This window comes from Sphingopyxis sp. BE235 (genome assembly GCF_031457175.1).
GTDB lineage: Bacteria > Pseudomonadota > Alphaproteobacteria > Sphingomonadales > Sphingomonadaceae > Sphingopyxis.
The window spans coordinates 203711-229634 of sequence record NZ_JAVDWC010000004.1 but is presented as its reverse complement, the minus strand read 5'-3'; the positions used below and the strand labels follow the sequence as shown (position 1 = coordinate 229634).

General features: G+C 66.1%; 24 protein-coding genes. 18 read left to right on the top strand and 6 right to left on the bottom strand.

What is annotated here, in order from left to right; genetic code table 11:
* Window position 1 precedes the first annotated feature (1 nt).
* Complete coding sequence (locus J2X38_RS17445; protein WP_310255868.1) at window positions 2-1015, top strand: sugar kinase; 1014 nt, start codon at window positions 2-4, stop codon at window positions 1013-1015.
* Window positions 1002-2528: a carboxylesterase family protein gene (locus tag J2X38_RS17440; RefSeq protein WP_310255867.1), complete on the top strand. Its 1527-nt coding sequence runs from the start codon at window positions 1002-1004 to the stop codon at window positions 2526-2528. Before J2X38_RS17445 ends, J2X38_RS17440 begins: the two co-directional genes overlap by 14 nt.
* On the opposite strand, the gene J2X38_RS17435 is transcribed toward J2X38_RS17440, so the two are convergent.
* The 3 genes from J2X38_RS17435 to J2X38_RS17425 are packed head-to-tail and all read right to left on the bottom strand — an operon-like array spanning window position 2525 to window position 5270.
* Window positions 2525-3496, bottom strand: a complete 972-nt coding sequence (locus J2X38_RS17435; RefSeq protein ID WP_310255864.1) for an alpha/beta hydrolase — start codon at window positions 3494-3496, stop codon at window positions 2525-2527. The genes J2X38_RS17440 and J2X38_RS17435 overlap by 4 nt on opposite strands.
* The gene (locus J2X38_RS17430; RefSeq protein ID WP_310255862.1) at window positions 3493-3894 is read right to left on the bottom strand and encodes a cupin domain-containing protein; all 402 of its coding nucleotides are present in this window, start codon (window positions 3892-3894) and stop codon (window positions 3493-3495) included. Before J2X38_RS17430 ends, J2X38_RS17435 begins: the two co-directional genes overlap by 4 nt.
* A 2-nt stretch (window positions 3895-3896) precedes the next feature.
* A complete protein-coding gene (locus J2X38_RS17425) occupies window positions 3897-5270 on the bottom strand; it encodes a pectate lyase (RefSeq protein WP_310255860.1) in 1374 nt (457 codons plus the stop codon).
* A gap of 260 nt (window positions 5271-5530) precedes the next feature.
* On the opposite strand from J2X38_RS17425, the gene J2X38_RS17420 reads away from it, so the two are divergent.
* A complete protein-coding gene (locus J2X38_RS17420; RefSeq protein ID WP_310255858.1) occupies window positions 5531-8359 on the top strand; it encodes a TonB-dependent receptor in 2829 nt (942 codons plus the stop codon).
* Between the two features lie 88 nt (window positions 8360-8447).
* Window positions 8448-10043 carry a family 43 glycosylhydrolase gene (locus J2X38_RS17415; RefSeq protein ID WP_310256096.1) on the top strand — a complete coding sequence of 532 codons (1596 nt, stop codon included), beginning with the start codon at window positions 8448-8450 and terminating at the stop codon, window positions 10041-10043.
* On the opposite strand, the gene J2X38_RS17410 is transcribed toward J2X38_RS17415, so the two are convergent.
* On the bottom strand, window positions 10040-11536 hold the full coding sequence (locus J2X38_RS17410; RefSeq protein ID WP_310255855.1) for an altronate dehydratase family protein: 1497 nt from the start codon (window positions 11534-11536) through the stop codon (window positions 10040-10042). The genes J2X38_RS17415 and J2X38_RS17410 overlap by 4 nt on opposite strands.
* A gap of 103 nt (window positions 11537-11639) precedes the next feature.
* Between J2X38_RS17410 and J2X38_RS17405 the strand changes: the two genes are divergently transcribed.
* The 4 genes from J2X38_RS17405 to J2X38_RS17390 are packed head-to-tail and all read left to right on the top strand — an operon-like array spanning window position 11640 to window position 16494.
* The gene (locus J2X38_RS17405) at window positions 11640-12431 is read left to right on the top strand and encodes a 2-keto-4-pentenoate hydratase (RefSeq protein WP_310255853.1); all 792 of its coding nucleotides are present in this window, start codon (window positions 11640-11642) and stop codon (window positions 12429-12431) included.
* A 22-nt stretch (window positions 12432-12453) separates the two neighbouring features.
* Window positions 12454-13761: an MFS transporter gene (locus J2X38_RS17400; protein ID WP_058539382.1), complete on the top strand. Its 1308-nt coding sequence runs from the start codon at window positions 12454-12456 to the stop codon at window positions 13759-13761.
* Between the two features lie 4 nt (window positions 13762-13765).
* The gene (gene uxaC / locus J2X38_RS17395) at window positions 13766-15178 is read left to right on the top strand and encodes a glucuronate isomerase (RefSeq protein WP_310255848.1); all 1413 of its coding nucleotides are present in this window, start codon (window positions 13766-13768) and stop codon (window positions 15176-15178) included.
* On the top strand, window positions 15175-16494 hold the full coding sequence (locus tag J2X38_RS17390) for a mannitol dehydrogenase family protein (protein ID WP_310255846.1): 1320 nt from the start codon (window positions 15175-15177) through the stop codon (window positions 16492-16494). The genes uxaC and J2X38_RS17390 overlap by 4 nt, the downstream gene beginning before the upstream one ends.
* Here the strand turns inward: J2X38_RS17390 and J2X38_RS17385 are convergent.
* Window positions 16491-17378: a LysR family transcriptional regulator gene (locus J2X38_RS17385; protein ID WP_310255844.1), complete on the bottom strand. Its 888-nt coding sequence runs from the start codon at window positions 17376-17378 to the stop codon at window positions 16491-16493. The genes J2X38_RS17390 and J2X38_RS17385 overlap by 4 nt on opposite strands.
* Window positions 17379-17475: 97 nt before the next feature.
* Here J2X38_RS17385 and J2X38_RS17380 point away from each other — a divergent pair, with 97 nt between their 5' ends.
* The 10 genes from J2X38_RS17380 to mmsB all read left to right on the top strand — a co-directional run bounded on the left by J2X38_RS17380 (window position 17476) and on the right by mmsB (window position 25518).
* Window positions 17476-18969 carry a CoA-acylating methylmalonate-semialdehyde dehydrogenase gene (locus tag J2X38_RS17380; RefSeq protein WP_310255842.1) on the top strand — a complete coding sequence of 498 codons (1494 nt, stop codon included), beginning with the start codon at window positions 17476-17478 and terminating at the stop codon, window positions 18967-18969.
* Between the two features lie 4 nt (window positions 18970-18973).
* Window positions 18974-19363: a RidA family protein gene (locus J2X38_RS17375; RefSeq protein WP_037512643.1), complete on the top strand. Its 390-nt coding sequence runs from the start codon at window positions 18974-18976 to the stop codon at window positions 19361-19363.
* Entirely contained in the window at window positions 19360-20277 is a 918-nt protein-coding gene (locus J2X38_RS17370; protein WP_310255838.1) for a polysaccharide deacetylase family protein, read from the top strand. The genes J2X38_RS17375 and J2X38_RS17370 overlap by 4 nt, the downstream gene beginning before the upstream one ends.
* 59 nt (window positions 20278-20336) lie before the next feature.
* Window positions 20337-20864, top strand: a complete 528-nt coding sequence (locus J2X38_RS17365; RefSeq protein ID WP_310255837.1) for a hypothetical protein — start codon at window positions 20337-20339, stop codon at window positions 20862-20864.
* A 25-nt stretch (window positions 20865-20889) separates the two neighbouring features.
* Window positions 20890-21192 carry an I78 family peptidase inhibitor gene (locus J2X38_RS17360; protein ID WP_310255835.1) on the top strand — a complete coding sequence of 101 codons (303 nt, stop codon included), beginning with the start codon at window positions 20890-20892 and terminating at the stop codon, window positions 21190-21192.
* Window positions 21185-21580 (top strand): RidA family protein, encoded by a 396-nt coding sequence (locus J2X38_RS17355; RefSeq protein ID WP_310255833.1) that lies wholly within the window; start codon window positions 21185-21187, stop codon window positions 21578-21580. Before J2X38_RS17360 ends, J2X38_RS17355 begins: the two co-directional genes overlap by 8 nt.
* A gap of 2 nt (window positions 21581-21582) precedes the next feature.
* Entirely contained in the window at window positions 21583-22728 is a 1146-nt protein-coding gene (locus J2X38_RS17350; protein ID WP_058539908.1) for an acyl-CoA dehydrogenase family protein, read from the top strand.
* On the top strand, window positions 22725-23771 hold the full coding sequence (locus J2X38_RS17345; protein ID WP_310255831.1) for an enoyl-CoA hydratase/isomerase family protein: 1047 nt from the start codon (window positions 22725-22727) through the stop codon (window positions 23769-23771). The genes J2X38_RS17350 and J2X38_RS17345 overlap by 4 nt, the downstream gene beginning before the upstream one ends.
* Window positions 23772-23858: 87 nt before the next feature.
* Window positions 23859-24641 (top strand): enoyl-CoA hydratase-related protein, encoded by a 783-nt coding sequence (locus tag J2X38_RS17340; protein ID WP_310255829.1) that lies wholly within the window; start codon window positions 23859-23861, stop codon window positions 24639-24641.
* The gene (gene mmsB / locus J2X38_RS17335; RefSeq protein ID WP_310255827.1) at window positions 24619-25518 is read left to right on the top strand and encodes a 3-hydroxyisobutyrate dehydrogenase; all 900 of its coding nucleotides are present in this window, start codon (window positions 24619-24621) and stop codon (window positions 25516-25518) included. The genes J2X38_RS17340 and mmsB overlap by 23 nt, the downstream gene beginning before the upstream one ends.
* A 137-nt stretch (window positions 25519-25655) precedes the next feature.
* On the opposite strand, the gene J2X38_RS17330 is transcribed toward mmsB, so the two are convergent.
* Window positions 25656-25883: a hypothetical protein gene (locus tag J2X38_RS17330; RefSeq protein WP_310255825.1), complete on the bottom strand. Its 228-nt coding sequence runs from the start codon at window positions 25881-25883 to the stop codon at window positions 25656-25658.
* Window positions 25884-25924 lie beyond the last annotated feature (41 nt).

Sequence of the window (25924 nt, the reverse complement as noted above, 5' to 3'; positions counted from 1 at the left end):
GATGACCGAAGGCCGCCTTGTCTTTTTCGGCGAACTGCTGATCCGCCTGACCGCGCCGGGCAACGAGCTGCTGATGCAGTCGCCGTCGCTCGCGCTCCATGTCGGCGGCGCGGAAGCGAATGTCGCGATCGGCCTCGCGCACCTTGGCCACGACTGCGCGATGGTCAGCCGCGTTCCTGCGAATGCGCTGGGTCGCGGAGCGGTGGCGGCGGTACGCGGCGCGGGCGTCGATTGCGGTGCCGTCACCAGCGGGACGGGGCGCATGGGGCTCTATTTCCTCAGCGTCGGCGCCGGGCTGCGCGCGTCGGAGATTGTCTACGACCGCGCGGGGTCGAGCTTCGCGGCGACGGGGCCCGGGGATTATGATTTCGACCACTTGCTGGCGGGCGCGGGCCTGCTCCACCTGTCGGGCATCACCCCCGCGCTCGGGCCGCGCTCAGCCGAAGCCGCGCTGTCGGCGGCGCGCGCGGCAAAACGGCTCGGCGTCCCCGTCAGCTTCGACGGCAATTACCGCGCGATGCTGTGGGAGGCATGGGACAGCGATCCGCGCACGATCCTCTCCGAACTGATCGGCACCGCCGACATATTGTTCGGCAACCACCGCGACCTGTCGCTCGTGCTCGGCAAGGAATTCAGCGGTGAGGGCGAGGACCGGCGACGCGAAGCCGCCGAAGCGGGTTTCGCCGCGTTCCCCGGCCTCAAGCTGATCGCCTCGACCGCGCGCCATACGGCCACCGCCGACCATCACCGCATCGCGGCGCGCGTCGACCTGCGCGGCGGCGGCTACCAGACCCCCGAGATCGACGTCACGGGCATCGTCGACCGCATCGGCGCGGGCGATGCCTTTGCCGCGGGTGTGCTCCACGCGCATCTGTCGGGCGGCGATGCGCGTGCGATGGCCGAATCGGGCCTTGCGCTCACCTGCCTCAAACATTCGCTGCCGGGCGACGCGAGCCGTTTCGGGCAGGCCGATATCGACGCCTTCCACAGCGGCGGGCTCGATGTCCGTCGCTGAGCCGATCGGCCGCCGTGCGCTTCTGGCAACGGCCGGCAGCTCGCTCCTCCTTTCAGCTGCCGCGCGGGCCGAGGTCTTCACGCCGGTTCATCATATCGGAGCGGTGAGCGCGTCCGACGGCGACTATCGTTCGGGCGCATTCCGCAGCTTTGGCGACAGCCAGTCCTGGGCTTTCACGGGCATCCGCTATGGCCGCGCCGAGCGTTTTCGGGCGCCGGTCGCCATAACGAAGGCAGAGCAATTGCGGGGCGACATTTTTGGTCCCGCCTGTCCCCAAACGGGTGGCCGCTATCAGCCGCAGGGCGAGGACTGCCTGTTCCTCAATGTCTGGACGCCCGACATTGAAAAGCCCGCAAAGCGCCCCGTGATGGTCTATTTCCACGGCGGTGCCTATTCGACTGGCAGCGTCACCGATCCGGTCAACGACGGCGCGGCGCTCGCGGCGCGCGGCGATGTCGTCGTGGTCACCGTCAACCACCGCCTCAACGCGCTCGGCTATCTCTATCTCGCGCGGCTCGATCCGCGTTTCCCCGATAGCGGCAATGCGGGGCAGCTCGACCTGATCGTCGCGCTCCGGTGGGTCCAGCGCAACATCGCGGCGTTCGGCGGCGATCCGGCCAATGTCACCGTCTTCGGCCAGTCGGGCGGCGGCGCGAAGATCGCGACGCTGATGGCGATGGCCGAGGCGAAGGGGCTGTTCCACAAGGCGATCACGATGAGCGGGCAGCAGGTCACCGCCTCGGGCCCGCTCAACGCGACCAAACGTGCGCAGGCATTTCTCGACAAGCTGGGGCAGGGCGTCGACCCCGCGACCGCACCGGTCGAGCAACTCGTCGCAGCGCTATCGGCGACCGACCCGGTGCTCGGCGGCGGCGTCTATATGGGCCCGGTGCTCGACATGACGCATCTGACGCGCCACCCCTTCTGGCCCGACGCCGCGCCGCAGTCGCTTGGTATCCCGATGATGCTCGGCAACACGGTGATGGAGACGCGCGCCTTCTACGCGCCCGATGGCAAGCAATTGTCGGGGCTGAACTTTGACAATCTCGCCGCGCGCATCGCGCCCGAGATGCGCATCGACATCGAACCATCGTGGGTGGTCGGCCAGTTCCGCGCCCGCTATCCGAAGGCCGCGCCGCTCGACCTCTTCCACCGCATCGTCACCGCCGCGCGCAGCTGGCGCGGGCAGGTCGAGGAGGCCGAGGCGCGCGCCCGCGCCGGCCATCCGGGCTTCGTCTATCAGCTCGATTTCGGACAAGCGAAACATGCCGACGATATTGCGCTCAGCTTCGGCACGATCCCTGATCCGACGCCCGCGCAGCAGGCGATGAGCGATCGCGTGATGGACGCCTTCGTCCGCTTTGCCCGCACGGGCGATCCGGGCTGGCCGGTCAATGACCTGGCGAAGCGTCAGACGATGATCTTCGATACGGAGAGCCGCGTCGAAAATGATCCGCGCAAGTGGGAGCGCGAGCTGTTCGCGCGCGTGCCGTACATCCAGCCGGGCAGCTAGACGATCTTGTGCGAGGCGAGCCAGTTCCACAGCAGCTCGGGCCAGATCGCGATGGGCAGCCCCGCCGCTTTCATCAGCCCGAAGCCATGTTCGCCGCGCTCGAAGAAATGCGCCTCGACCGGAGCGCCAACGGCGCGCGTAGCTTCGCGCAGCCGCACGCTGTTCTCGACCTTCACGACGCTGTCGTCCTCGGCGTGGAGCAGCCACAGCGGGGGCTGGTTTGCGCGGACATTGCGTTCGGGCGAATAAAGTTTCTCGCGCGCCGTATCGGGATTGGCGCCGATCAATTTCTCGCGGCTCACCGCATGCGCGATCGCCGGGTCCATCGACACGACGGGATAGATCGCCGCGAGCGCATCGGGCCGCGCCGATAAGGCGTCGGCCGCATCGACCCGCGCATAGACCTGGGCGCCGAAACGCGTGAGCAGACTCGTAGCGACTTGCCCGCCCGCCGAAAAGCCGCCGAAGGCAATGCGCGCCGGATCGATGCCGTCGGCGCCCGCGCGGCTGCGCACCAGCCGCACCGCGCGCTGCGCATCGGCGAGCGGCACATCGGCGCCGTTCGTCCAGCCGTCCGCCGGCAGGCGGTAGAAGAGAACATAGACGGTAACGCCGCGCTCCCTCAGCCAGCGTGCGAGCTCATAGCCTTCCTTGTCGACCACGACGTAACGATAGCCGCCCCCCGGCGCGAGGATCACCGCCGCGCCGTTGGGCTTTGCCGGGCGGAAGATGTCGAGCCGCGGGTGCGTGATTCCTTGCAGCATCCGGTCGCTCGCCTTCGGATCGTCGCTGCGCTGGACGACCGCTTCGACAAGCCCCGCAGGCGGCCGGATATGGCCTTCGGGCCAGAGCGCGATGCTCGCGTCGGGCTTCAGGCCCGCCGGCCGTGTCCATGCCTCGCGTGCTGCCGCGCTCGCGAAGGGCAGCGCGAGGCCGGCGGTCAGCAGCGCGCGCCGGTCGAAGGTCATTCGCTCGCCGCCTTGTTCGGATAAGCGATGATCAGCACCAGCGGCTCGCTTCCCGTCTGGCGAATGCCGACCTTCGCGCCCTTGTAGAGCCACGCCGCGGTGCCCGCCTTCAGCGCTTTCTCCTCGCCGTCAGAATGGACGACGCCGGTGCCCGACAGCACATAATAAATCTCGTCATGGTCGATCGGATGCACGCCGATCGCTGCGCCGACATGCAGCGCGCGCTTGCGGAATTCGAAGCTGCGCGGCGCGGGGACCGCATCGCTGATCCGGAACGCGGTCGACAGGCCGATCGCGCCGTGCGGCGGTGCTTCTTCGCGCACCGTCGTCGCTTCGTCGATCACGACCATCGCGGGGGCCGCGCCGCTCGCGAGCAACAGCGCAAGAAGCGCGCTCATCGTCAATTCGCCGTCCGCGAAGCGCGGTCGCGCTGCGACAGATTTTCCTGCGGCAGCGGTGCGGTCTGGCCCGGATAGCGGCCCGACTTCGGTTCCATCGTCGCAAGGTCCCACTCGCCCGCCACAAAAGGCGCGCGCACTTCCTTGACCTCAGGATAACCGCTGACTTCCTTCTCATCGTCGATCACATCGCCGCGCCCCTCGGCGACGAAGAAGAGCACGCGAATCTCCTCGGCATCGCGCGCCCACGGCCGCGCACCGGCGGTCGCGAGCACCGATGTTTCGACATCGCGCACCGGCAGAATAGTATAACCGCCAACCGGCGCGAGCGGCGCCTTGGCGCGGATCAGCTTCGCCTTTGTCTCGCCATAGCGGCCGAACTCGGGAAGCGGCTCGCCGTGTCGGTCGACCGCCAGATTATCCTTGCCATAATATTCGAGGTCGCCGTCGCCGCCGAGCATCAGGAAGGGCAGGCGTTCGTCGGTGTCGTTGCCGCCGCGCATCACATTGCCGACCGCGGTGATCTGTCCGGTCACATATTCATGCCCGACCCATTCGAGATTCATCAGGTTGTAATGCACCGCGCGGTGCTGCGGATTATAGATCAGGTTGTTGATCATCAGCGCCTGTCCGCCGCCCTTGATCAGCGGGTTGCGCTCGACATTATGCGCCCAGACATTGCGGTAAAAGACGATCCCCGTCGCATTGTCGTGGATCAGCGATCCCTTGCTATGCTCGCCCTTCGGATGGCTCGCATCGGCGAGCCCCTCGGCGGCGAGATTGTTCGAAAAGGTGATGTTGCGGCTCGTGCCCTTGCGCCATTCGTCGACGCTCTTGCCGGTGAAGCGCGGTCCAGAGGCCGACATATTTTCGTCGATACCCCACATCAAAGTGCAATGGTCGACGATGACATTATGCGCCGCGACGGTCGAGAAAGTGTCGGCCTCCCACCCGCTGCGCTTCGGCTGGCCGTCAACGCCGGTGTAGACACGCAAATGGCGCATCACGACGTCGTGCGTCTTCACGTCGATCCCGGTACGGATCAGCGTGATGCCGGGCCCCGGCGCGGTCTGGCCGGCGATCGTCAGATAGGGATGTTTGATCTCGATCGTGCTGCGGCCCATGTCGATCACCCCGCCGACCTCGAACACGATGATGCGCGGGCCCGGGGTCTCGATCGCCGCCTTCAGCGACCCGGGGCCGTCGGGCGCGAGCGTGGTCACGCGCAATATCTGCCCGCCGCGTCCGCCCGGGGTCTCTGCTGCCGGACCGACCGCGCCCGGAAAGGCGAGCGGTGCCGCATCGGCGGCCGTCGCCGAACCCGATGACAGGCTAAGGGCCAGAAAAAGCGCAGTTATCCGAGGATTTTTGGGCATCCTGTCTCTCCTCATCATTGGGGTATTGACATGTTCGTCGCAATCCGCAATCTTTCTGACACCGGTTACCCCAATCGGTCAACGAGAAAATATTTCCAAGGGAGAGGGTCTGATCCGGTTCGCCGCATGTGACGGCGAGCCATCATCACTCTCTGAAAGATCAACGGATGAAGCGGTGTGCCAAATCGCTTTGTCCAGTAAAGTAACCGGTGTCATTCCTTGCGCAAGCGGGGGCAACGGGGCGATATGGGAGGATGATAATGGCTATTCATGCAATGCGGAGCATTCGCACTTTGACCCGGCTGGCGTGCGGTGCATCGCTTGCCGTTCTGGCGGCCTCGCCGGCCTGGGCGCAGGACGCTGCTGCGGCCGCCGATGAAGCGGTGGCGAGCGGAGACGAGATCGTCGTCACCGGCTTCCGCGCCTCGCTCGGTGCCGCGCTCAATGTGAAGCGCGAGTCGGTTGCCGCGGTCGACGCGATCGTCGCCGAAGATATCGCCAAATTCCCCGACCAGAACCTCGCCGAATCGCTGCAGCGCATTCCCGGCATCACGATCCAGCGCGATGGCGGCGAAGGCCGCGGCATCACCGTGCGCGGGCTCGGCTCGCAATTCACCCGCGTCCGCGTCAACGGGCTCGAAACCGTCGCGACCTCGACCGACGGCGCCTCGGCGAACCGCGACCGCGCGTTCGACTTCAACGTCTTCGCGTCGGAGCTGTTCAGCTCGATCGTTGTCCACAAGACCGCGTCGGCCGAACTCGACGAAGGCTCGCTCGGCGCCGTCGTCGACCTCAACACGGGCAACCCGCTCGCGGGCAAGGGCGGCTTCACCGCCGCGCTGTCGGCGCAGGGCAGCTATAACGACCTCTCCGAAAAAGTCGGCCCGCGCGTCGCCGGACTGCTCAGCTGGGTCAACGATGCCGGCACGCTCGGTTTTGCCGTGTCGGCCGCCTATTCGGACCAGAAGACGCTCGAACTCGGCAATAATTCGGTTCGCTGGGCGCAGGCGCGCTTCGACTCGGTCGATGGTACGCCGTGCTGGACCACCGCCAATTCGGGCGGCACCTACAGGCCAAGCACGGCTTGCGATTCGGTCTCGCTCGCCTTCCATCCGCGCATCCCGCGCTACGGCGAAATCGCGCACGACAAGAAGCGCCTCGGCATCACCGGGTCGATCCAGTTCGCGCCGAGCGATGCGACCAAGATCTCGCTCGACGGGCTTTATTCGAGCTTCAAGCATCAGCGCCGCGAGCGTTGGGCCGAGGTGCTGCTGCGCAGCAACGAACGCTCGATCAACGTCAGCGACTATGAAATCGACGCCGACAATAATCTGATCTCGGCGACGCTCGACGACGCGTGGGTGCGCACCGAACATTATCTGCGCAAGGCGAAGACCGAATTTTACCAGGTCGGCGCGACGTGGGACCAGGATGTCAGCGATACGTTCCGCTTCACCCTGCTCGGCGGCCTGTCGAAATCGACCGCGTCGATCCCGCTCGAAACGACGATCGTCTTCGACGACCGCGATGCGCAGGATTATCGCTACGATTATAGCGACATGAAAAATCCGCTGCTGACCTTCGGCACCAGCGTGACCAATCCGGCGAATTTCCAGCTTGCCGAAATCCGCGACCGCCCGTCGGAGGTCGCGAACAAGTTCCGCACCGCGCAGCTGCGCACCGAATGGGACATCAGCGACGATTTCACGGTCAAGGCGGGCGGGGTCTATCGCCGCTTCGACTTCGCCAGCATCGCCTTCACGCGCGACACCGTCGTGTGCGGCAACGGCGGCGTCGACCGTGTTCTCGGCACGCTCGCCTGCTCGCCGTCGTCGGCGTTCGGACCCGCCGCGGTGTACGGCTTCCCGGTCAATTCGGGGCTCGCCGACCTGTTCACGCTCGGCAAGGCGGGGCAACCGGCGGGTACGACGACCGAGTGGCTGGTCGCCAATCTCGACGCGACGACCGACTTCACCAAGCTTTACGACCGTGTTGCCGCGGTCGACGCCGGCAACAACCGCGCGGTGCGCGAAGAGGTCACCGGCGGCTATCTGCAGTTCGATGCCAAGGGCGAGCTTGGCGGCCTGCGCTATGCGCTCAACGCCGGTGTCCGCTATGTCCACACCGACCAGACGTCGAGCGGGCTCAGCAGCGGCGCGGCGGTAACCGTCGAGCGCAGCTATGAAGACTGGCTGCCGTCGATGAACCTCGCGCTGTTCCCGCACGACGACATCATCATCCGCGCCGCGGTCGCGGATGTGATGACGCGCCCGACGCTCGGCAATCTGACCCCCGGCGGGACGGTCGACGGGTTCAACTATCGCATCAACTACGGCAATCCGTTCCTCGATCCGTTCCGCGCGACCGCCTATGATCTCGCGTTCGAATGGTATTTCGCGCCGCAATCGATCTTCTCGGTCGCCTTGTTCAAAAAGGATATCGCAAGCTTCCCGGTCGCGACGACGACCAGCGGCACCTTTGCCTCGACCGGCCTGCCGACGTCGATCATCCCGCCGAGCAGCCCGGCGTCGATCAATCCCGAGGGTCAGATCTGGACGATCAACTCGATCGGCAACGGCGAAGGCGCAAAGCTGAAAGGCATCGAAGTCTCGTTGCAGGCACCGTTCAAATTCCTGCCGGGTTTCCTGTCGAACTTCGGCGGCATCGTGAATGCGACCTATGTCGACTCGGACGCCGATTATTCGGTCGCCGGCCCGTCGATCGTCCCGGGCGGCGCCAACGTCGGCGCGATCCGCAACGGCACGCTCTTCAACCTGTCGAAGCGCGCCTATAACGGCACGCTCTATTATGACGACGGCAAGTTCAGCGCCCGCGCCTCGGTCAGCTATCGCAGCCGCTATGCCGATGCGAACAGCGGCACCGGCAACGTCTTCGAAGGCTATGGCTCGACGATCAACGTCGATGCGTCGGTCCGTTACGCGATCACCGACAATATCGAAATCTCGGTCGAGGGCATCAACCTGACCGACGAATATCGCTATCGCTTCACCGATATCGATGCCGACCGCAATTACGAGAATAACCACTTCGGCCGTACCTTCCTGTTCGGCGCGCGCGTCAAGATCTGACGGGTTCGTCCCGGTGAGGCCCGGTTTCCGTTTTCAGGGAACCGGGCCTTTCTTTTTCGAGGAGAGACGCGTGACCGATCGCCGCGACATGCTCAAACTCGCCGGGGGCGGCCTGCTCGCGACCGGCCTGTCGGGCCTCGCCGCGCCCGCCGCATGGGCGGGGGCGCCGCCCGCGCCCTCGGGTCCCGTTCCGCCTTGGGCCAAGGGTTTCGACGGCCAGCGCAAGGCCGATCTCGGCGACGGGCGCTTCCTCAACCCGGTCATGGCCGGCGACCATCCCGATCCGTCGATCCTGAAGGACGGCGCCGATTATTATATGACCTTCTCGACCTTTGACTCCTATCCGGGGCTGGTCATCTGGCATTCGCGCGATCTGGTGAACTGGCGCCCGATCGGCCCCGCGCTCCACAGGAATATCGGATCGGTCTGGGCGCCTGAGCTGTGCAAGCACAAGGGGCGTTTCTATCTCTACATTCCGACCAAGGGACCGAATACCAGCTGGGTGATCTGGGCCGACCGGATCGAGGGACCGTGGAGCGAACCGGTTGACCTGAACCTGCCCAATCATATCGACCCGGGCCATGCGGTCGGCGAAGACGGGTCGCGCTGGCTGTTCCTGTCGGGGGGCGACCGCGTGCGCCTGTCCGACGACGGCCTCAAGCGCATCGGCGAGCCCGAACATGTCTATGATCCGTGGCGCTATCCCGCCGACTGGGTGGTCGAAGGCTTCGCACCCGAGGGGCCAAAGATCACGCGCCGCGGCGACTATTATTACATGATCACCGCGGTCGGCGGCACCGCGGGTCCGCCGACCGGCCATATGGTGATCGCGGCGCGGTCGAAATCGATCCACGGGCCGTGGGAGAACTGCCCCGCGAACCCGCTCGTCCGCACGACGTCGGCCGCCGAAAAATGGTGGTCGCGCGGGCATGCGACGCTCGTCGAGGGACCCGCGGGCGATTGGTGGAGCGTCTATCACGGTTTCGAAAACGGCTATTGGACGCTCGGACGGCAGGCGTTGCTCGACCCGATCGAATGGACCGACGACGGCTGGTTCCGCATGAGGGGCGGCGACCTGTCGCGGCCGATCGCCAAGCCGAAGGGCGGCACGATCGCGGGCCCGCACGGCATGGCGCTGTCCGACGATTTCGCGAGCCTCGCGCTCGGCGCGAAATGGAATTTCTTCAAGCCCGCCGCCGACGAGCGCAGCCGCGCGCGCGTCGAGGATGGCGTGCTGCTACTCGCCGCGCGCGGCAAGGCACCCGTCGACTCCTCACCGCTGCTGCTGATCGCGGGCGATCAGGCGTACCGCTTCGAATGCGATATCGAGATCGCGCCCGGCGGCACCGCGGGGCTGATCCTCTTCTACGACGAGAGGCTCTATTGCGGGCTCGGCTTCGACGGCGAGCGCTTCGTCACGCACCAATATGGCATCGAGCGCGCGCGCCCCGCCAACCCGCATGGGGCACGCATGCGCATGCGCGTCACCAACGATCGCCATATCGTCACCTATGACACCAGCGGCGACGGCGGGAAGACGTGGGCCCGATTCGATCGCGGCATGGAGGTGTCGGGCTATCACCACAATGTGCGCGGCGGCTTCCTGATGCTGCGCCCCGGCCTCTATTCGGCGGGCGAGGGCGAGGCGCGCTTCCGCAACTTCACCTTCCGCGCGCTCGATTAAAGCGTAACGCCCGATTTCCAGATCGCGATATCGCGCTCTTCATTGGCCTCGGCTCGCGTCGGCGCGCCCGATGCGGTGGCGGCGATCAGGTCGAGCAGGGCGTCCGCTGCGCTGTCGAATCCCGCATCGAGCACCGTCCCCGCGTCGAAGTCGATCCAGCCCGCCTTGCGCTCGGCCAGCGCGCTGTTCGATGCGATCTTCAGCGTCGGCGCCGGAAAGCCGAGCGGGGTGCCGCGGCCGGTGGTAAACAGGATGATCGTCGCCCCCGCCGCGGTCAGCGCGGTCGATGACACCGCGTCATTGCCCGGCGCTTCGAGCAGGGTCAGCCCGGGCAGCGTGGCTTCGCCGCCGTAGCGCCGGACATCGACCACCGGCACATTGCCGCCCTTCTGTACCGCGCCGAGCGACTTTTCCTCGAGCGTGGTGATCCCGCCCGCGATATTGCCGGGCGAGGGATTCTCGCTCACCGGCTCGCCGTTGCGAATGAAATAATCTTTGAAGTCCTGCACCAGCGCGACGGTGTCGTCGAACACCTCGTGCGATATCGCACGGTCCATGAGTAGCTGTTCGGCGCCGAAAATCTCGGGGATTTCGGTCAGCACAACCTTGCCGCCGGCCGCCGCGACGGCATCCGCCATGCGCCCGACGAGCGGGTTCGCGGTCAGCCCCGACAGCCCGTCGGAGCCGCCGCATTTGACCCCGAGCACCAGCTGCGACAGCGGCACCTTGCGGCGCGGTGTATCGGCGCAGCCCGATACCAGCTCGTCGACCAGCGTCAGACACGCCGCCTCGTCATCCTCGACCGCCTGCGCCGACAGTGTGCGGATATGCGCGCGGCGTTCGGCCGGGATCAGCTCGATCAGCGCGCCGAGCTGGTTGCTCTCGCACCCCAGCCCGACGATCAGCACCCCGCCGGCATTGGGATGCTGCGCGAGCGCCGCGAGCAACGCGCGCGTATGACCCAGATCGTCGCCAAGCTGCGAGCAGCCAAACGGATGCTTGAACGCATGAACCCCGTCGACGGCCCCGGCATGGCGCGCGCCCGCGATCCGCGCGACGCGCGCGGCCAGATTGCCGACGCAGCCGACGGTCGGCAGGATCCAGATTTCGTTGCGTGTGCCGACGCGGCCGTCGGGGCGGACATAGCCGCCGAATGTCGGCGCCGGCTTGGCGTCTGGTGTCGCTTCGCTCGCGCCCGGCCCATAATGATAATCGCCATCGCTGCGCAGCGCGGTCGCCAGATTGTGGCTGTGGACATGGTCGCCCGGCGCGATGTCGGCGGTCGCGATTCCGATCGGGAAGCCATATTTGATCACCGCTTCGCCGTGCGCGATCGGCGCGAGAGCGATCTTGTGCCCGCGCCCCACGGCAACCGATGCGCGAAGATCACAGTCGGCGAACAGGGGGGCGCCTGCCGCGATATCGGCAATCACCGTCACGACATTATCCACGTCATGGACGCGGATCGCATGGATTCGGCTGTTGCCGGTCATCGCCGTTCAGCAGCGCCCGGTATGGCGGAGCAATTTGTCATACATCCGATATTCGCTTGCCTTTGACACCGGTGTCTCTTACACCGCTTCGCGGAAGAGGGAAATGAGAAAGATGCTGGCGACAAGCGATCAACAGAATGTGGCGCGTGCACTAATCGACGCACGCGCGGGAAAGACACCGCTTACCGTCTATCCCGGCGCGATGCCGCAGACGATGGCTGAGGCCTATGCGATCCAGGACAGCGCGATCGCGCTCGACGGGCGGCGCATCGGCGGATGGAAGGTCGGGCGAATCGCCGCCGAGCTCGTCACCCGCTACGGCGGCAACCGCCTGACCGGACCGATCTTCGCCGACGAAATCTTCGATGGCGCCGCCGATCCCGTGATGCCGGTTTATGCTGACGGCTTCGCTGCGGCCGAGGCCGAGATTCTGCTCTGCTTCGGCGACGTCGGCACGCGCGTCTATGACATCGACAGTGTGCGCGAGTGCATCGCCGACGTCCGCACCGGCATCGAGATTGCGAGCTCGCCCTTTCCCGAAATCAACCGCCACGGTCCCGCGGTCACCGCGTCGGACTATGGCAACAACAAGGGGCTGATCCTCGGCCCGTCGATCGCCGACTGGCGCGGCGCCGATCTTGTCCGCATGCCGGTCGAAATGGCGATCGACGGCGAAACGGTCGGCGCGGCGACGATGGAGGCGATGCTCGATGGCCCGTTCGGATCGGCGCTCTTCCTGATCGACATCCTGCGCGCACGCGGCATAGCTATTCCACCCGGGACATGGGTGTCCGCGGGCGCGATCACCGGTATCCATGAAATCAGGCCCGGCCAGCGCGCCGAAGCGCTCTTCGACGGAAAAATCCGCGTCGGCTGCTCGATCAAAAGCTATTAAAGCAAAACTACGGGAGAGGTTTATGGCACAGGCATTCGCGGACGGAGGTACGGCGGCGCCGGTGCCAAGGTCCGGCCGCTACCGCTGGCTGATTGTCGCGGTGCTGTTCGCGGCGACCACGGTCAATTATATCGACCGCACCATGCTCGGTCTGCTCGCGCCGACGCTCGGCACCGAGCTTAAGTGGAGCGAGAATGACTATGGCAACATCGTCACCGCCTTCCAGGCCGCCTATGCGCTCGGCTTCCTGCTCATGGGCTGGCTGATCGACCGCTTCGGTCCCAAGATCGGATACAGCATCGCTATTTCGATCTGGACGATCGGTCATATCGCGCATGGTTTCGCGGGGTCGATCGCCTCCTTCATGGCCGCGCGCGTCATACTCGGCGTCGGCGAGGCGGGGCATTTCCCCGCGGTCGTCCGCGCGTCGAGCGAATGGTTTCCGCAAAAGGAGCGCTCCTACGCGATCGGCTGGGTCAACAGCGCGACGACGATCGGCGTGATTCTGACCGCGCCGACCGTTGCGCTGTTCATGCGCGTGCTCGGCTTCGACTGGCGCGAGACCTTCATCTACACCGGCGCCTTCGGCGTCCTTCTCCTGATCCTCTGGCTCTGGCTTTACAGCAATCCGCGCGAGAGCGGGAAGGTCAGCGATGCCGAACTCGCGTGGATCGAGCATGATCCGCCCGAACAGGTCGAACGCATCGGCTGGGGCCGGATCGTCACCAAGCGCGAGGCGTGGGCGTTCGCGGTCGCCAAATTCCTCATCGATCCCGTCTGGTTCCTGATGCTCTTCTGGCTGCCCAAATATTTCAGCTCGACCTATGACGTCGATCTCAAGGTCGTGCTGCTGCCGATGATCATCATGTATCTGCTGTCCGATGTCGGCAGCATCTTTGGCGGCTGGACCTCGTCGAAACTGATCCAGCAGGGCCACAGCGTCAATTTCGCGCGCAAGGTGACGATGGCGATCGCCGGTTGTTTCGTCCTGCCGCTGTTGTTCGTCACCGGGCTCGACAATATGTGGCTCGCGGTCGTGTTGATCGGTCTGGCGCTCGCCGGGCACCAAGCCTTTTCGTCGACGCTCCTGTCGATCCCGCCCGACATGTTCCCCAAACGCGCGGTCGGGTCGGTGATCGGTCTGGGCGGCTTCGCGGGCGGCGTCGGCGGTATGATCATGGCGAAGTCGACCGGGCTGGTGCTCGACGCGACGGGCGGCAATTACACCTTCATTTTCGCCGCCTGCACGACGGTCTATTTCCTCGCCGTGCTGGCGATCCACCTCCTCAGCCCGCGCCTCGCGCCGGTTACCGTGGAAAGCAAAGCCTGATCCGATGCCGCGTCCGCTGGCCCTCTCCCCCGACCGCCTCTTTCCGTCCGATCCGGCGCAGCGCGACATCGCGCGCCGGCTCTACAAGGAAGTGGCGGGCCTGCCGATCGTCAGCCCGCACGGGCACACCGATCCGGCGTGGTTCGCGGGCAACGCGTCGTTCGGCAATGCCGCCGAGTTCCTGTTGCATCCCGACCATTATGCGTTCCGGATGCTCTATTCGCAGGGCATTTCGCTCGACGCGCTGGGGATCCGCAACAAGGCGGCCGACCCGCGCGAAAGCTGGCGGCTGTTCGCCCAAAACTATCATTTGTTCCGCGGCACGCCGACGCGGATGTGGATGGACTGGGTGTTCGCCGAGGCTTTCGGGTTCGATGTGCAATTCTCGGGCGAGACGTCGGACCTCTATTACGACCGCATCACCGAGGCGCTCGCGACCGACGCCTTCCGTCCGCGCGCGCTGTACGACCGGTTCGGGATCGAGGTGATCGCAACCACTGAAAGCCCGCTCGATACGCTCGAGCATCACGCGGCTATTCGCGCCGCGAATGAAAGCGGCGAATGGGGCGGGCGCGTCATCACCGCCTATCGGCCCGATCCGGTCGTCGATCCCGAGTTCGAAGGCTTTCGCGACAATCTCACGCGCTTCTCCGACCTCTCGGGCGAAGATGCCTTCAGCTATGCGGGTTATCTCGCCGCGCACCGCAATCGCCGCGCCTTCTTCGCCGAGATGGGCGCGACCTCGACCGACCATGGCCATCCGACCGCGGCGACCGCAGACCTGTCGGACGCCGAGGCTGAAGCGCTGTTCGCGCGCGTCACCGGCGTCAATGTCAGCGCCGCCGACGCCGAGCTGTTCCGCGCGCATATGCTGACGGTGATGGCGGGGATGAGCCTCGACGACGGGCTCGTCATGCAGATCCATCCCGGCAGTTTCCGCAACCACAACCCTTGGCTGTTCGAGCATTATGGCCGCGACAAGGGCGCCGATATCCCGACCGCGACCGACTATGTCCACGCGCTGCGCCCATTGCTTGGGCGTTATGGCAACGAAGCCGCGCTGACGATCATCCTCTTTACATTGGACGAGACAAGTTATGCGCGCGAACTCGCGCCGCTCGCGGGCCATTATCCGGCGCTGAAGCTCGGCCCCGCCTGGTGGTTCCACGACAGCCCCGAAGGGATGCGGCGCTTCCGCAGCCACACGACCGAGACGGCGGGCTTCTACAATAGCGTCGGTTTCAACGACGACACACGCGCTTTCCTGTCGATCCCCGCGCGCCACGACGTCGCGCGGCGCATCGACTGCGGCTTCCTCGCGCAGCTCGTGGCCGAGCATCGCATGGAGGAATGGGAGGCGGCCGAACTCGCCGTCGACCTCAGCTACAATCTCGCCAAGGCCGCGTACAAGCTGTGAGGCTCACGAACCAAACGCCGATCCCGGTTTCGGTACAGGCGCCGGGCTACGACCGCGCGGCGCAGGCCGCGGGCATCGTCCATATCGGCATCGGCGCGTTCCACCGCGCGCATCAGGCGGTCTACACCGACGACGCGATGCGCGCGGGCGACCGCGACTGGGGCATCATCGGCGTGTCGCTGCGATCGGGCGACGTCGCGGCGCAGCTGAACCCGCAGGACGGACTCTATGCAGTCAACACGCGCAGCGCGTCGGGTAGCCAGCTGCGATTGGTCGGGGCGGTCCAGCACGTGCTGGTCGCATCGGAAACGCCGCAGGCGGTCATCGACGCCATCGCAGCACCGACGACACATATCATCAGCTTCACCGTCACCGAGAAGGGCTATCTGCGGCGTCCCGACGGGTCGCTGAACCTTGCTGACGCGGGCGCGACCCCCAGCCTCTATCGCTTCGTCGCGGCAGGGCTCGCGGCGCGCAAGGCTGCGGGCCTGCCCGGGCTGACCCTGCTCAGCTGCGACAATCTCGCGGGCAATGGCGGCGTGCTGGGCCGGCTGATGCGTGAATATCTTGCCGCCTATCATCCCGATTTGTGGGCATGGTTCGACGGCGAATGCACCTGCCCGGCGACGATGATCGACCGCATCGTCCCCGCCACGACCGATGCCGATCGCGCGGCCGTCGAAGCGGCGCTCGGCGTCCGCGACGAAGGCGCGGTGGTCACCGAAGGCTTCAGCCAGTGGGTGATCGAGAATGATTTTGCGGGCCCGCGACCGCGTTGGGAGAATGTCGGGGCCGAGCTGGTCGCCAACGTCGCGCCCTATGAGACGGCGAAACTGCGCATGCTCAACGGCGCACATTCGGCGCTCGCCTATATCGGGCTCGGGGCAGGGCACGATTTTGTGCATCAGGCGATTGCCGATCCGAAAATCCGGCCGGTCATCGATCGGCTGATGCGCGACGAGGCCGCCCCTACGATCGACGCCGCGCCGGGGCAGGACCTGTCCGCTTATGCCGCGGCCCTGCTCGATCGCTTCGCCAACCCCGCGCTGAATCACCGGCTGATCCAGATCGCGATGGATGGCAGCCAGAAAATCCCGCAACGCTGGCTCGAAACACTGGCATGGCATCAGGCGCGCGGGCAGCGCTGCCCTTCGCTCGAGGCTGCGATCGCCGCATGGATCGCCTTCCTGCGCAGCGACCGCCCGATTGACGATCCGCTTGCGGACAAGCTGCGCGAAGCGGCGGCGGGTCCGGATGCAATCGAAAGACTGTTCGGCGATGGAGGCCTGATAGTCTCCGACTGGCGTCCCGCCTAGGCCGGAACCAGCAGCCCCCGACTCTCGCGCACCTCGGCATCGAGCCAGTCGATGAAGGCCCGGATGCGCGGTTGCGGCGCGACGTCGCGGTGGAGCGCGAGCCAGAAGGCGCGCGCGACCGTCTGCTCGGGCCGCACGCGCACCAGCCCGGGATCGCCCGCCGCAAGGAAGCAGGGGAGGACGCCGACCCCCGCGCCGCCCGCGATCATCCGCCGCTGCGCGAGAATGCTCGACGAGCGCACCGTCGCGCGCAGCCCCGGCTCGATCTCGCCCAGATAGTCGAGCTCGGGCGCGTAGAGGATGTCGGGCATATAGCCGATCACCGGGATCCCCGTGCGCGACAATGGCGCGGCGGCAACCGCTTCCTGCCAGTCGGGCCGATCAGCGGGCGCATAAATGCCGAGGCTGTAATCGGACAGCTTGCGCGTGATCAGCGGGCCTTTGCGCGGCCGTGCGAGGAGCACCGCCATATCGGCCTCGCGCCGCGACGGGTTGAGGAAGCCCGACGAGGCGACAAGGTCGATCTCGAGTTCGGGATGCGCCGCCACGAAACCCGCAAGCCGTGGCGCGATGAAGCTGTTGCCGAATCCTTCCGATACGCTGACCCGCAACTGCCCCGACAGCGCCGATGCATCCTCGCGCGCCGAATGGATGCGCGCCGCCGCTGCCGCCATCGCTTCGGCGTGCGGAACGAGCGCCCGGCCCGCCGCGGTCAGAACGAAACCCGACGGCGCGCGTTCGAAGAGCGTCTGGCCGAGCGCGGCTTCCAACGCGCTCACGCGCCGGCTAACCGTCGTTGCATCGACCTGAAGCGCCGCGCTTGCGCGCGCGAGGGTGCCGTGGCGCGCGACGAACAGGAAATATTGCAGCCTATCCCAATCCATGACCTGCAAATATGCAGTATCGTCCTGCAAGTCTATCCCTTGCAAATGAGGCGCACATGGTCTGTGGCAGCGGCAAGATTTTACGGGAGACTCGGATATGCGACAGATCGACCATCACATCGTCGGCGGGGCCGGCGGCAGTGCCCGCCAGGGCGACGTCTTCGACCCCAACAGCGGCGGCGTGCAGGCGCAGGTCGCACTCGGCGACGCGGCGCTCCTCGACCGTGCGGTCGCCGCGGCCAGGAAGGCGCAGCCCGGCTGGGCGGCAACGAACCCGCAGCGCCGCGCGCGCGTGATGTTCGAATTCAAGCGCCTCGTCGAAGCGAATATGGACAGCCTCGCGCACATGCTGTCGAGCGAGCATGGCAAGGTGATCGCCGACTCGAAGGGCGATATCCAGCGCGGGCTCGAAGTCATCGAATTCTGCTGCGGCATCCCGCATGTGCTGAAGGGCGAATATACGCAGGGCGCGGGCCCCGGCATCGACGTCTATTCGATGCGCCAGCCGATCGGCATCGGCGCGGGCATCACCCCGTTCAACTTCCCCGCGATGATCCCGCTGTGGATGTCGGGCGTTGCGATCGCCACCGGCAACGCCTTCATCATCAAGCCGAGCGAGCGCGACCCGTCGGTTCCCGTGCGCCTCGCCGAACTCTTTCTCGAAGCCGGCCTTCCGGAGGGCATTTGCCAGGTCGTCCACGGCGACAAGGAAATGGTCGACGCGATCCTCGATCATCCCGATATCGGCGCGGTCAGCTTCGTCGGCTCGTCGGATATCGCGCATTATGTCTACAACCGCGGCGTCGCGAACGGCAAGCGCGTGCAGGCGATGGGCGGCGCGAAAAACCATGGAATCGTCATGCCCGACGCCGACCTCGACCAGGTCGTCAACGATTTGACCGGCGCGGCCTTCGGCTCGGCGGGCGAGCGCTGCATGGCGCTACCCGTCGTCGTCCCCGTCGGCGAGGAGACCGCGGAGCGTCTGAAAGCCAAGCTGATCCCCGCAATCGCCGCGCTGCGCGTCGGCGTGTCGACCGATGCCGAGGCGCATTATGGCCCCGTGGTGACGCAGGCGCACAAGGAAAAGGTCGAAGGCTGGATCCAGAAATGCGCCGACGAGGGCGCCGAGCTCGTCGTCGACGGCCGCGGCTTCTCGCTTCAGGGGCATGAAAAGGGCTTCTTCATCGGCCCGACCTTGTTCGACCATGTCACCACCGACATGGAATCGTACAAGGAAGAAATCTTCGGCCCCGTGCTGCAGATCGTCCGCGCTCCCGATTTCGAAACCGCGCTCGAACTGCCCTCGAAGCACCAGTATGGCAACGGCGTCGCGATCTTCACGCGCAACGGCCACGCCGCGCGCGAATTCGCCGCGCGCGTCAACGTAGGCATGGTCGGCATCAACGTCCCGATCCCGGTGCCCGTCGCGTACCACAGCTTTGGCGGCTGGAAGCGTTCGGCGTTCGGCGACACCAACCAGCACGGCATGGAAGGCGTGAAATTCTGGACCAAGGTCAAGACGATCACCCAGCGCTGGCCCGACGGATCGCCCGACGGCGGCAACGCCTTCGTCATCCCGACGATGGGGTAAGGCGATGGAGATGATCCCCCATAATCCGACCGAGGGCGTTTACGCGACCGGCGGTGACTGGGTGCATGCGATGGAGGTTCGCGGGGCCGGGCGGCTGCTGTTCGTCAGTGGCACGATGGGTTTGAGACCGGATTTCTCGGCTCCCGCGACGCTGGAAGAACAGCTCGATTGCGTGTGGAACAATCTCCGCGCGATTCTGGCCAGCGCAGATATGGACACCGCCAATATTGTCCGGCTGACCAGCTATTTGCGCGATGCAAGCTATGCAGAGGCCAATGCCGCCGCCCGGCTCAAGGCGCTCGGTACGCGGCGCATTCCAACCACCGCGATCGTCGCACAGACGCTCGAAAGCGATTGGTTGGTCGAGATCGAGATCGTGGCGGCCGCCGAATGAGGCTGTGGCTCGCGATCTTTTTCCTGCTTCTCGCGCAGCCCGCGCACGCGCAAAAGCAGATCGCGCTCAGCTTCGACGATGTTCCGCGCCATGCCGGTGCCTTCTTCGCCTCCGACGAGCGCGCGCAGCGCATCATCGCGGAACTGAAGAAGGCAAAAGCCCCGCAAGCGGTCTTCTTCGTCGTTCCGGGTGCGATCGGGCAGGGCGACGGCGTGGGCGGGGCGGAACGCATCGCCGCCTATGTCGCAGCGGGCCATGTCATCGCGAACCACAGCAACAGCCACAAGCGGCTGAGCACGACCGATACCGCGGCCTATCTCGCCGACATCGACGCGGCCGAGGTGTGGCTCAAGGGCCGCCCTGGCTACCGCCCCTGGTTCCGCTTCCCGTTCATCGACGAGGGCGGGAAGGACAAGGCGAAGCGCGACGCGCTGCGGCATGGTCTTGCCGCGCGCGGCCTTCGCAACGGCTATGTCACCGCCGAATCGTCGGACTGGCACCTCGAAAGCCTGACGCGCGAAGCGGTGCAGGCGGGAAAGACGATCGACCGCAAGGCGCTCGGCGACCTCTATGTCAGCTGGCATGTCGAGGCCGCCGATTTCGCCGACGCGATGATGCGGCGCGTCACCGGCCGCCAGCCGGTCCAGATGCTCCTTCTCCACGAAACCGATCTCGCCGCGCTCCATATCGGCGACCTCGTCCGTGCGTTGCGCAACGCGGGCTGGACCGTCGTCAGCGCCGATACCGCCTATGCCGATCCGATCGGCAAGGAAATGCCGGACACGCCGGCCGCGAACGGCACACTGACCGAAGCGCTCGCTTGGGCTGCGGGTGTCCCCGCGCCGCGCTGGTATCGCTATAACCAGACCGATCTCGCAACCGCGGTGTTCAATGACAAGGTGCTGGGCGAATGATGCGCGGCGATGAAACCCGTACGCTGCGCCGGGCATTCTCCTTTCGAAGGAGATTGCCGATGACCCGCCTGATGCTTCCCGCCGGATTGCTGCTGCTCGCCGCGTGCAGCGGCGGCGAGGATAAATCGCAGCCCGAAGACAGCGCGGCGATCTCGCCGCTGCAAAAGGCCGAGCGTCCGGCGCCCGCCGAACCGGCGGTCGATGCGGACCTGCCCGATGTCGCCGAGGAAACCCCGCCGAAGCCCGAAACCAAAACCGCTGGCGACGGCAAGACGATCCCGTCCGCGATCCGCGGCCGCTGGGCGCTCAAGGCCGCCGATTGCAAGGCGAAGAAGGGCACCGACCTCACCGCGCTGACGATCGATGCAACCAACCTGCGCTTCTACGAATCGCATGGCGAACTCGCGCGCGTTCGCGAAAGCGACGCCGACCGCATCGTCGCCGACTACAAGTTCAGCGGCGAGGGCGTCGAATGGGATCGCCGGATGCAGCTCGACCTCGCCGACGGCGGCAAGACGCTCGTCCGCCGCGATTCCGGCGAGGGTGCCGCTGCGGGCGCGATGCGCTATACGCGCTGCGCCGGATGACGGTTTTTTGAAAGGGAGATTCACGATGGACATTCGCATGCTGGCAATCGCCGCCCTTCTGCCGCTCGCCGCCTGTACGCAGGAGCGGCCGCCCGTCGAAGCAACCCCGACCCCGCCTGCCGAGGCTGCGTGCAACGCCGACGCGGTGCAATCGCTCGTCGGCCAGACCGCGACTGCCGACGTCGGCGGCCAGCTCCTCAAGGGCAGCGGCGCGCGGACGCTGCGCTGGGTGCCGCCGCGCACCGCGGTCACCATGGATTTCCGCCCCGACCGGCTCACCGTCTCCTATGACGATGCGCTCAAGATCGAGCGGATCAGCTGTGGCTGACAGCACGCGCCGCAACCATAGCTCGGCGTCCCCGTTCGAACCGGTCTACGGCTACAGCCGCGCGGTTCGGGTGGGGAACCGCGTCGACGTCGCGGGCTGCGCGCCGATCGAGGCTGACGGTACATCGACCCCCGGCGACGCTGGCGCACAAGCGGCACGCTGTATCGCAATCATCGGCGAGGCGCTCGAGGCGCTCGGCGGCAGCTTCGCCGACGTCGTGCGCACGCGAATGTATATCACAGACGCGGCCGACGCCGACCTTGTTGGTCGCGCGCACGGATCGGCATTCAAAAATGTCCGACCGGCATCGACGATGCTGGTTGTGCCCGCGCTGATCCGCCCCGAGTGGAAAGTCGAAATCGAAGCCGAAGCCATCATCGAGAAATGACCATGACCGACCAGTTCCAGCTTACCGACGACCAGCTCGCCATCCAGGATATGGCGCGCAAATTCACCGCCGACCGCATCACGCCCTTCGCGGCTGAATGGGACGAGAAACATCATTATCCCGTCGACGTGTGGAAGGCGGCGGGCGAGCTGGGCTTCGGCGCGATTTACGTCGGCGAGGAATCGGGCGGCATCGGGCTCGGCCGGATGGAAGCGGCGCTGATCATGGAGGCGATGGCCTATGGCTGCCCCGCGACCAGCGCTTATGTCTCGATCCACAATATGGCGACATGGATGATCGACCGCTTCGGCGGCGCCGAGATCAAGGCGCGCTTCCTGCCCGACCTCGTCAGCATGGAGAAGATTGCGAGCTACTGCCTGACCGAACCGGGTTCGGGGTCTGACGCGGCTGCGCTCAAGGCGACGGCGAAACGCGATGGCGATCATTATGTCCTCAACGGCACCAAGCAGTTCATCTCGGGCGCGGGCTATAACGACATCTATGTTTGCATGGTCCGCACCAGCGAGGAAAAGTCGAAAGGGATCAGCTGCCTCGTCGTCGAAAAGGACACGCCGGGCCTCAGCTTCGGCGCGCCCGAGAAGAAGCTCGGCTGGAACGCTTCGCCGACGGCGCAAGTGATCTTCGAGGATTGCCGCGTCCCCGTCGAAAACCTCGTCGGCGCCGAGGGCGACGGTTTCCGCTTTGCGATGGCGGGGCTCGACGGCGGCCGCCTCAACATCGGCGCCTGCTCCTTGGGCGGAGCGCAGCGCTGCCTCGACGAGGCGATCGCCTACACGAAGGACCGCCAGCAGTTCGGCCAGCCGATCGCCGATTTCCAGAACACGCAATTCATGCTCGCCGACATGGCGACCGACCTCGAGGCCGCGCGCGCTTTGCTTTATATGGCGGCGGCAAAGGTCACCGCGAACGCTCCCGACAAGTCGCGCTTCTCGGCGATGGCGAAGCGGCTCGCGACCGACAATGGCAGCAAGATCGTCAACGACGCGCTCCAGCTGTTCGGCGGCTATGGCTATCTCCGCGACTATCCGATCGAGCGTTTCTGGCGCGACCTGCGCGTCCATTCGATCCTCGAAGGCACCAACCAGGTGATGCGGATGATCGTCGGAAGGGACCTGCTGCGCCAATGACCGAAGATGTTTTGATCGGTGCCGACGTCCGCGTCGGCCGCCTGTCGCTCAATCGCCCGAAGGCGATCCACGCGCTCAACCTGCCGATGTGTCAGGCGATGATCGACGCGCTGGTGGCGTGGCGCGACGACGATGCGGTCGAGGCGGTGATCATCGACCATAGCGAGGGCCGCGGCTTCTGCGCCGGCGGCGACATCCGCATGCTTGCGGAGAGCGGCGCGAAGGATGGCAAGGAAGCACGGCTGTTCTTTCACACCGAATATCGCCTCAACCATCTGCTCTTCACCTATCCCAAGCCCGTCGTCGCCTTCATGGACGGCATCACGATGGGCGGCGGGGTCGGCATTTCGCAGCCGGCGAAATATCGCGTCGCGACCGAGCATACGCGCTTCGCGATGCCCGAGACGGGGATCGGCCTGTTCCCCGACGTCGGAGGCGGCTGGTATCTGCCGCGCCTCGAAGGCCGCGTTGGCGCCTATCTGGCGCTCACCGGAGCACGGCTCGACGGCGCGGAGTGTTTGGCGCTCGGCCTCGCGACGCATTATGTGCCGTCCGAAAAGCTCGCCGAGGCGAAGGCGCGCATCGCGGTCGACCCCGACCGCATCGGCGGCATATTGGGCGAGCTGTCGGTCACCGCGCCGCCCGCCGGAATCACCCAGCATCTCGAACGGATCAACCGCCTGTTCGCGAGCGACACCTATGAGGATATCCTCGCCGCGCTCGAAGCCGACGGCGGCGAATGGGCCGAAAAGGAGCTCGCGACGCTCCACGGCAAATCGCCGCAGACGTGCAAGGTCGCGCTCCGCCAGCTCAAGGAAGGCGGCGAGATGCACGACTTCGCCGCGCAGATGACGCAGGAATATGCAATCGGCAGCCGCGTCCTTCAAATGCACGACTTCATCGAGGGCGTCCGCGCGCTGATCGTCGACAAGGACAATAGTCCCAAATGGGACCCGCCGACCGCCGAAGCCGTCACCGACGACTGGATCGACGCGATCTTCGCGCCGCTGCCCGAGAATGAGAAATGGACCCCGCTCACCTAAGTTCGTCACCCCGGACTTGATCCGGGGTCCACGCGCCCATGGATGCCGGATCAAGTCCGGCATGACGATAATCCGGAGATTGCTCGAATGACCTACGAAACCCTCCTCGTCGAAACACGCGGGGCCGTCACCTTGGTGACGCTCAACCGCCCGCAGGCGCTGAACGCACTCAACTCGGGCGTGCTCGACGACCTGATCGCGGCCTTCGCGGCGTTCGAAGCAGACCCCGGCCAGCGCTGCGCGGTGCTCACCGGATCGGGCGACAAGGCGTTCGCCGCGGGCGCCGACATCAAGGAAATGGCCGACAAGCCGGCGTCCGATTTCTACCTCGAAGACTTCTTCTCGAAATGGACGAGCGACTTTGTGAAGAAGGTCCGCAAGCCGTGGATCGCCGCGGTGAACGGCTTCGCGCTCGGCGGCGGCTGCGAACTTGCGATGATGGCCGACTTCATCATCGCGTCGGACAAGGCGAAATTCGGCCAGCCCGAAATCAAGCTCGGCGTCGCGCCGGGCATGGGCGGGTCGCAGCGGCTGACGCGCGCGATCGGCAAGGCGAAGGCGATGGAAATGTGCCTCACCGGCCGGATGATGGACGCCGCCGAAGCCGAACGCTCGGGCCTCGTCGCGCGCGTCGTCGAGCATGCGACGCTGGTCGACGAAGCGGTAAAGACCGCGACGGTGATCGCCGGCATGCCGCCGATGGCCGCGATGGTGAACAAAGACATGGTCAACGCCGCGTTCGAAACGACGCTCGATCAGGGGCTGATCTACGAACGCCGCCTGTTCCAGATCCTCGCCGCGACCGAGGACAAGGCCGAAGGCATGGCCGCCTTCATCGAAAAGCGCGATGGCGTGTGGAAGGGTCGCTGACATGAAAATCGCATTTATCGGGCTCGGCAATATGGGCGGCGGCATGGCCGCGAATCTGGCGAAGGCGGGGCATGAGGTGCGCGCGTTCGACCTCAGCGAAGACGCGCTGGCGCGAGCGGTCGAGGCGGGCTGTTTGCGCGCCGCATCGGCCGCCGAAGTCGTTGCGGGCGCCGAGGCTGTGGTGACGATGCTCCCCGCAGGCAAGCATGTCGCCTCGGTCTATGAAGCCGAGGTCTTTCCGAACGCGGCGGCGGGCACGTTGCTCCTCGATTGCTCGACGATCGACGTCGCGACCGCGCGCGCGAATATCGAAGCCGCGACCGCCAAGGGTCTCGTCGCGGTCGACGCGCCGGTGTCGGGCGGCATTGCCGCCGCCAACGCCGGCACGCTGGCCTTCATGGTCGGCGGCACCGACGAAGGCTTTGCGCGCGCCGAACCGATTCTCGCGAAAATGGGCAAGGCCGTGATCCACGCCGGCGACGCGGGGGCAGGGCAGGGCGCGAAGATCTGCAACAACATGCTCCTCGGCGCCTCGATGGTCGCGACGTGCGAAACGCTTGCGCTCGCGCAGAAGCTCGGGCTCGACCCGCAGAAATTCTTCGACATCGCGAGCGTGTCGTCGGGGCAATGCTGGTCGCTGACCTCTTACGCACCGCTCCCCGGCGTCGGGCCGACGACCCCCGCCGACAATGATTACAAGGGCGGGTTCGCCGCGGCGCTGATGCTCAAGGACCTGCGCCTCGCGATGGAGGCCGCGGCAAGCGTCGACGCCGATGTCCCGATGGGGGCGAAGGCGCGCGAACTCTATGAAGCCTTTGTCGAGGCCGACAAGGACGGCCGCGACTTTTCGGCGATCATCAAGACGCTACAGGGCTAACCGCTCCCCATTTCGTCATCCCGGACTTGATCCGGGATCCATTGGCGGCGGCGAAGTCATGGACCCCGGATCAAGTCCGGGGTGACGATAGCATGAAGATTATCCTGCGATCGGAATCGGATCGCGGCGACGGACACTCAGTAAAAGTCGGCGGTCTCGCCGCCATCGCGGCGTTCGGTCCGGTGCACCTGCGTCGGTGCCTTGCGCTCGCCGGTCCGGACCTCGATCCGGTCACCGGCCCGCCGCACCTCGGCAGGCGCCAATATCCGCGCGCGCGCCACGCCGATCGCGCTAACCTGCGGCGTCGCCACCGGGGCGGCCACCGGCACGCTGCCGGTCAGCAAAAGGACGGCGAGGGCGGACATGGCGTTCATGCTCTGCCCTAACGGCAGGTCTTGCCAGCGCT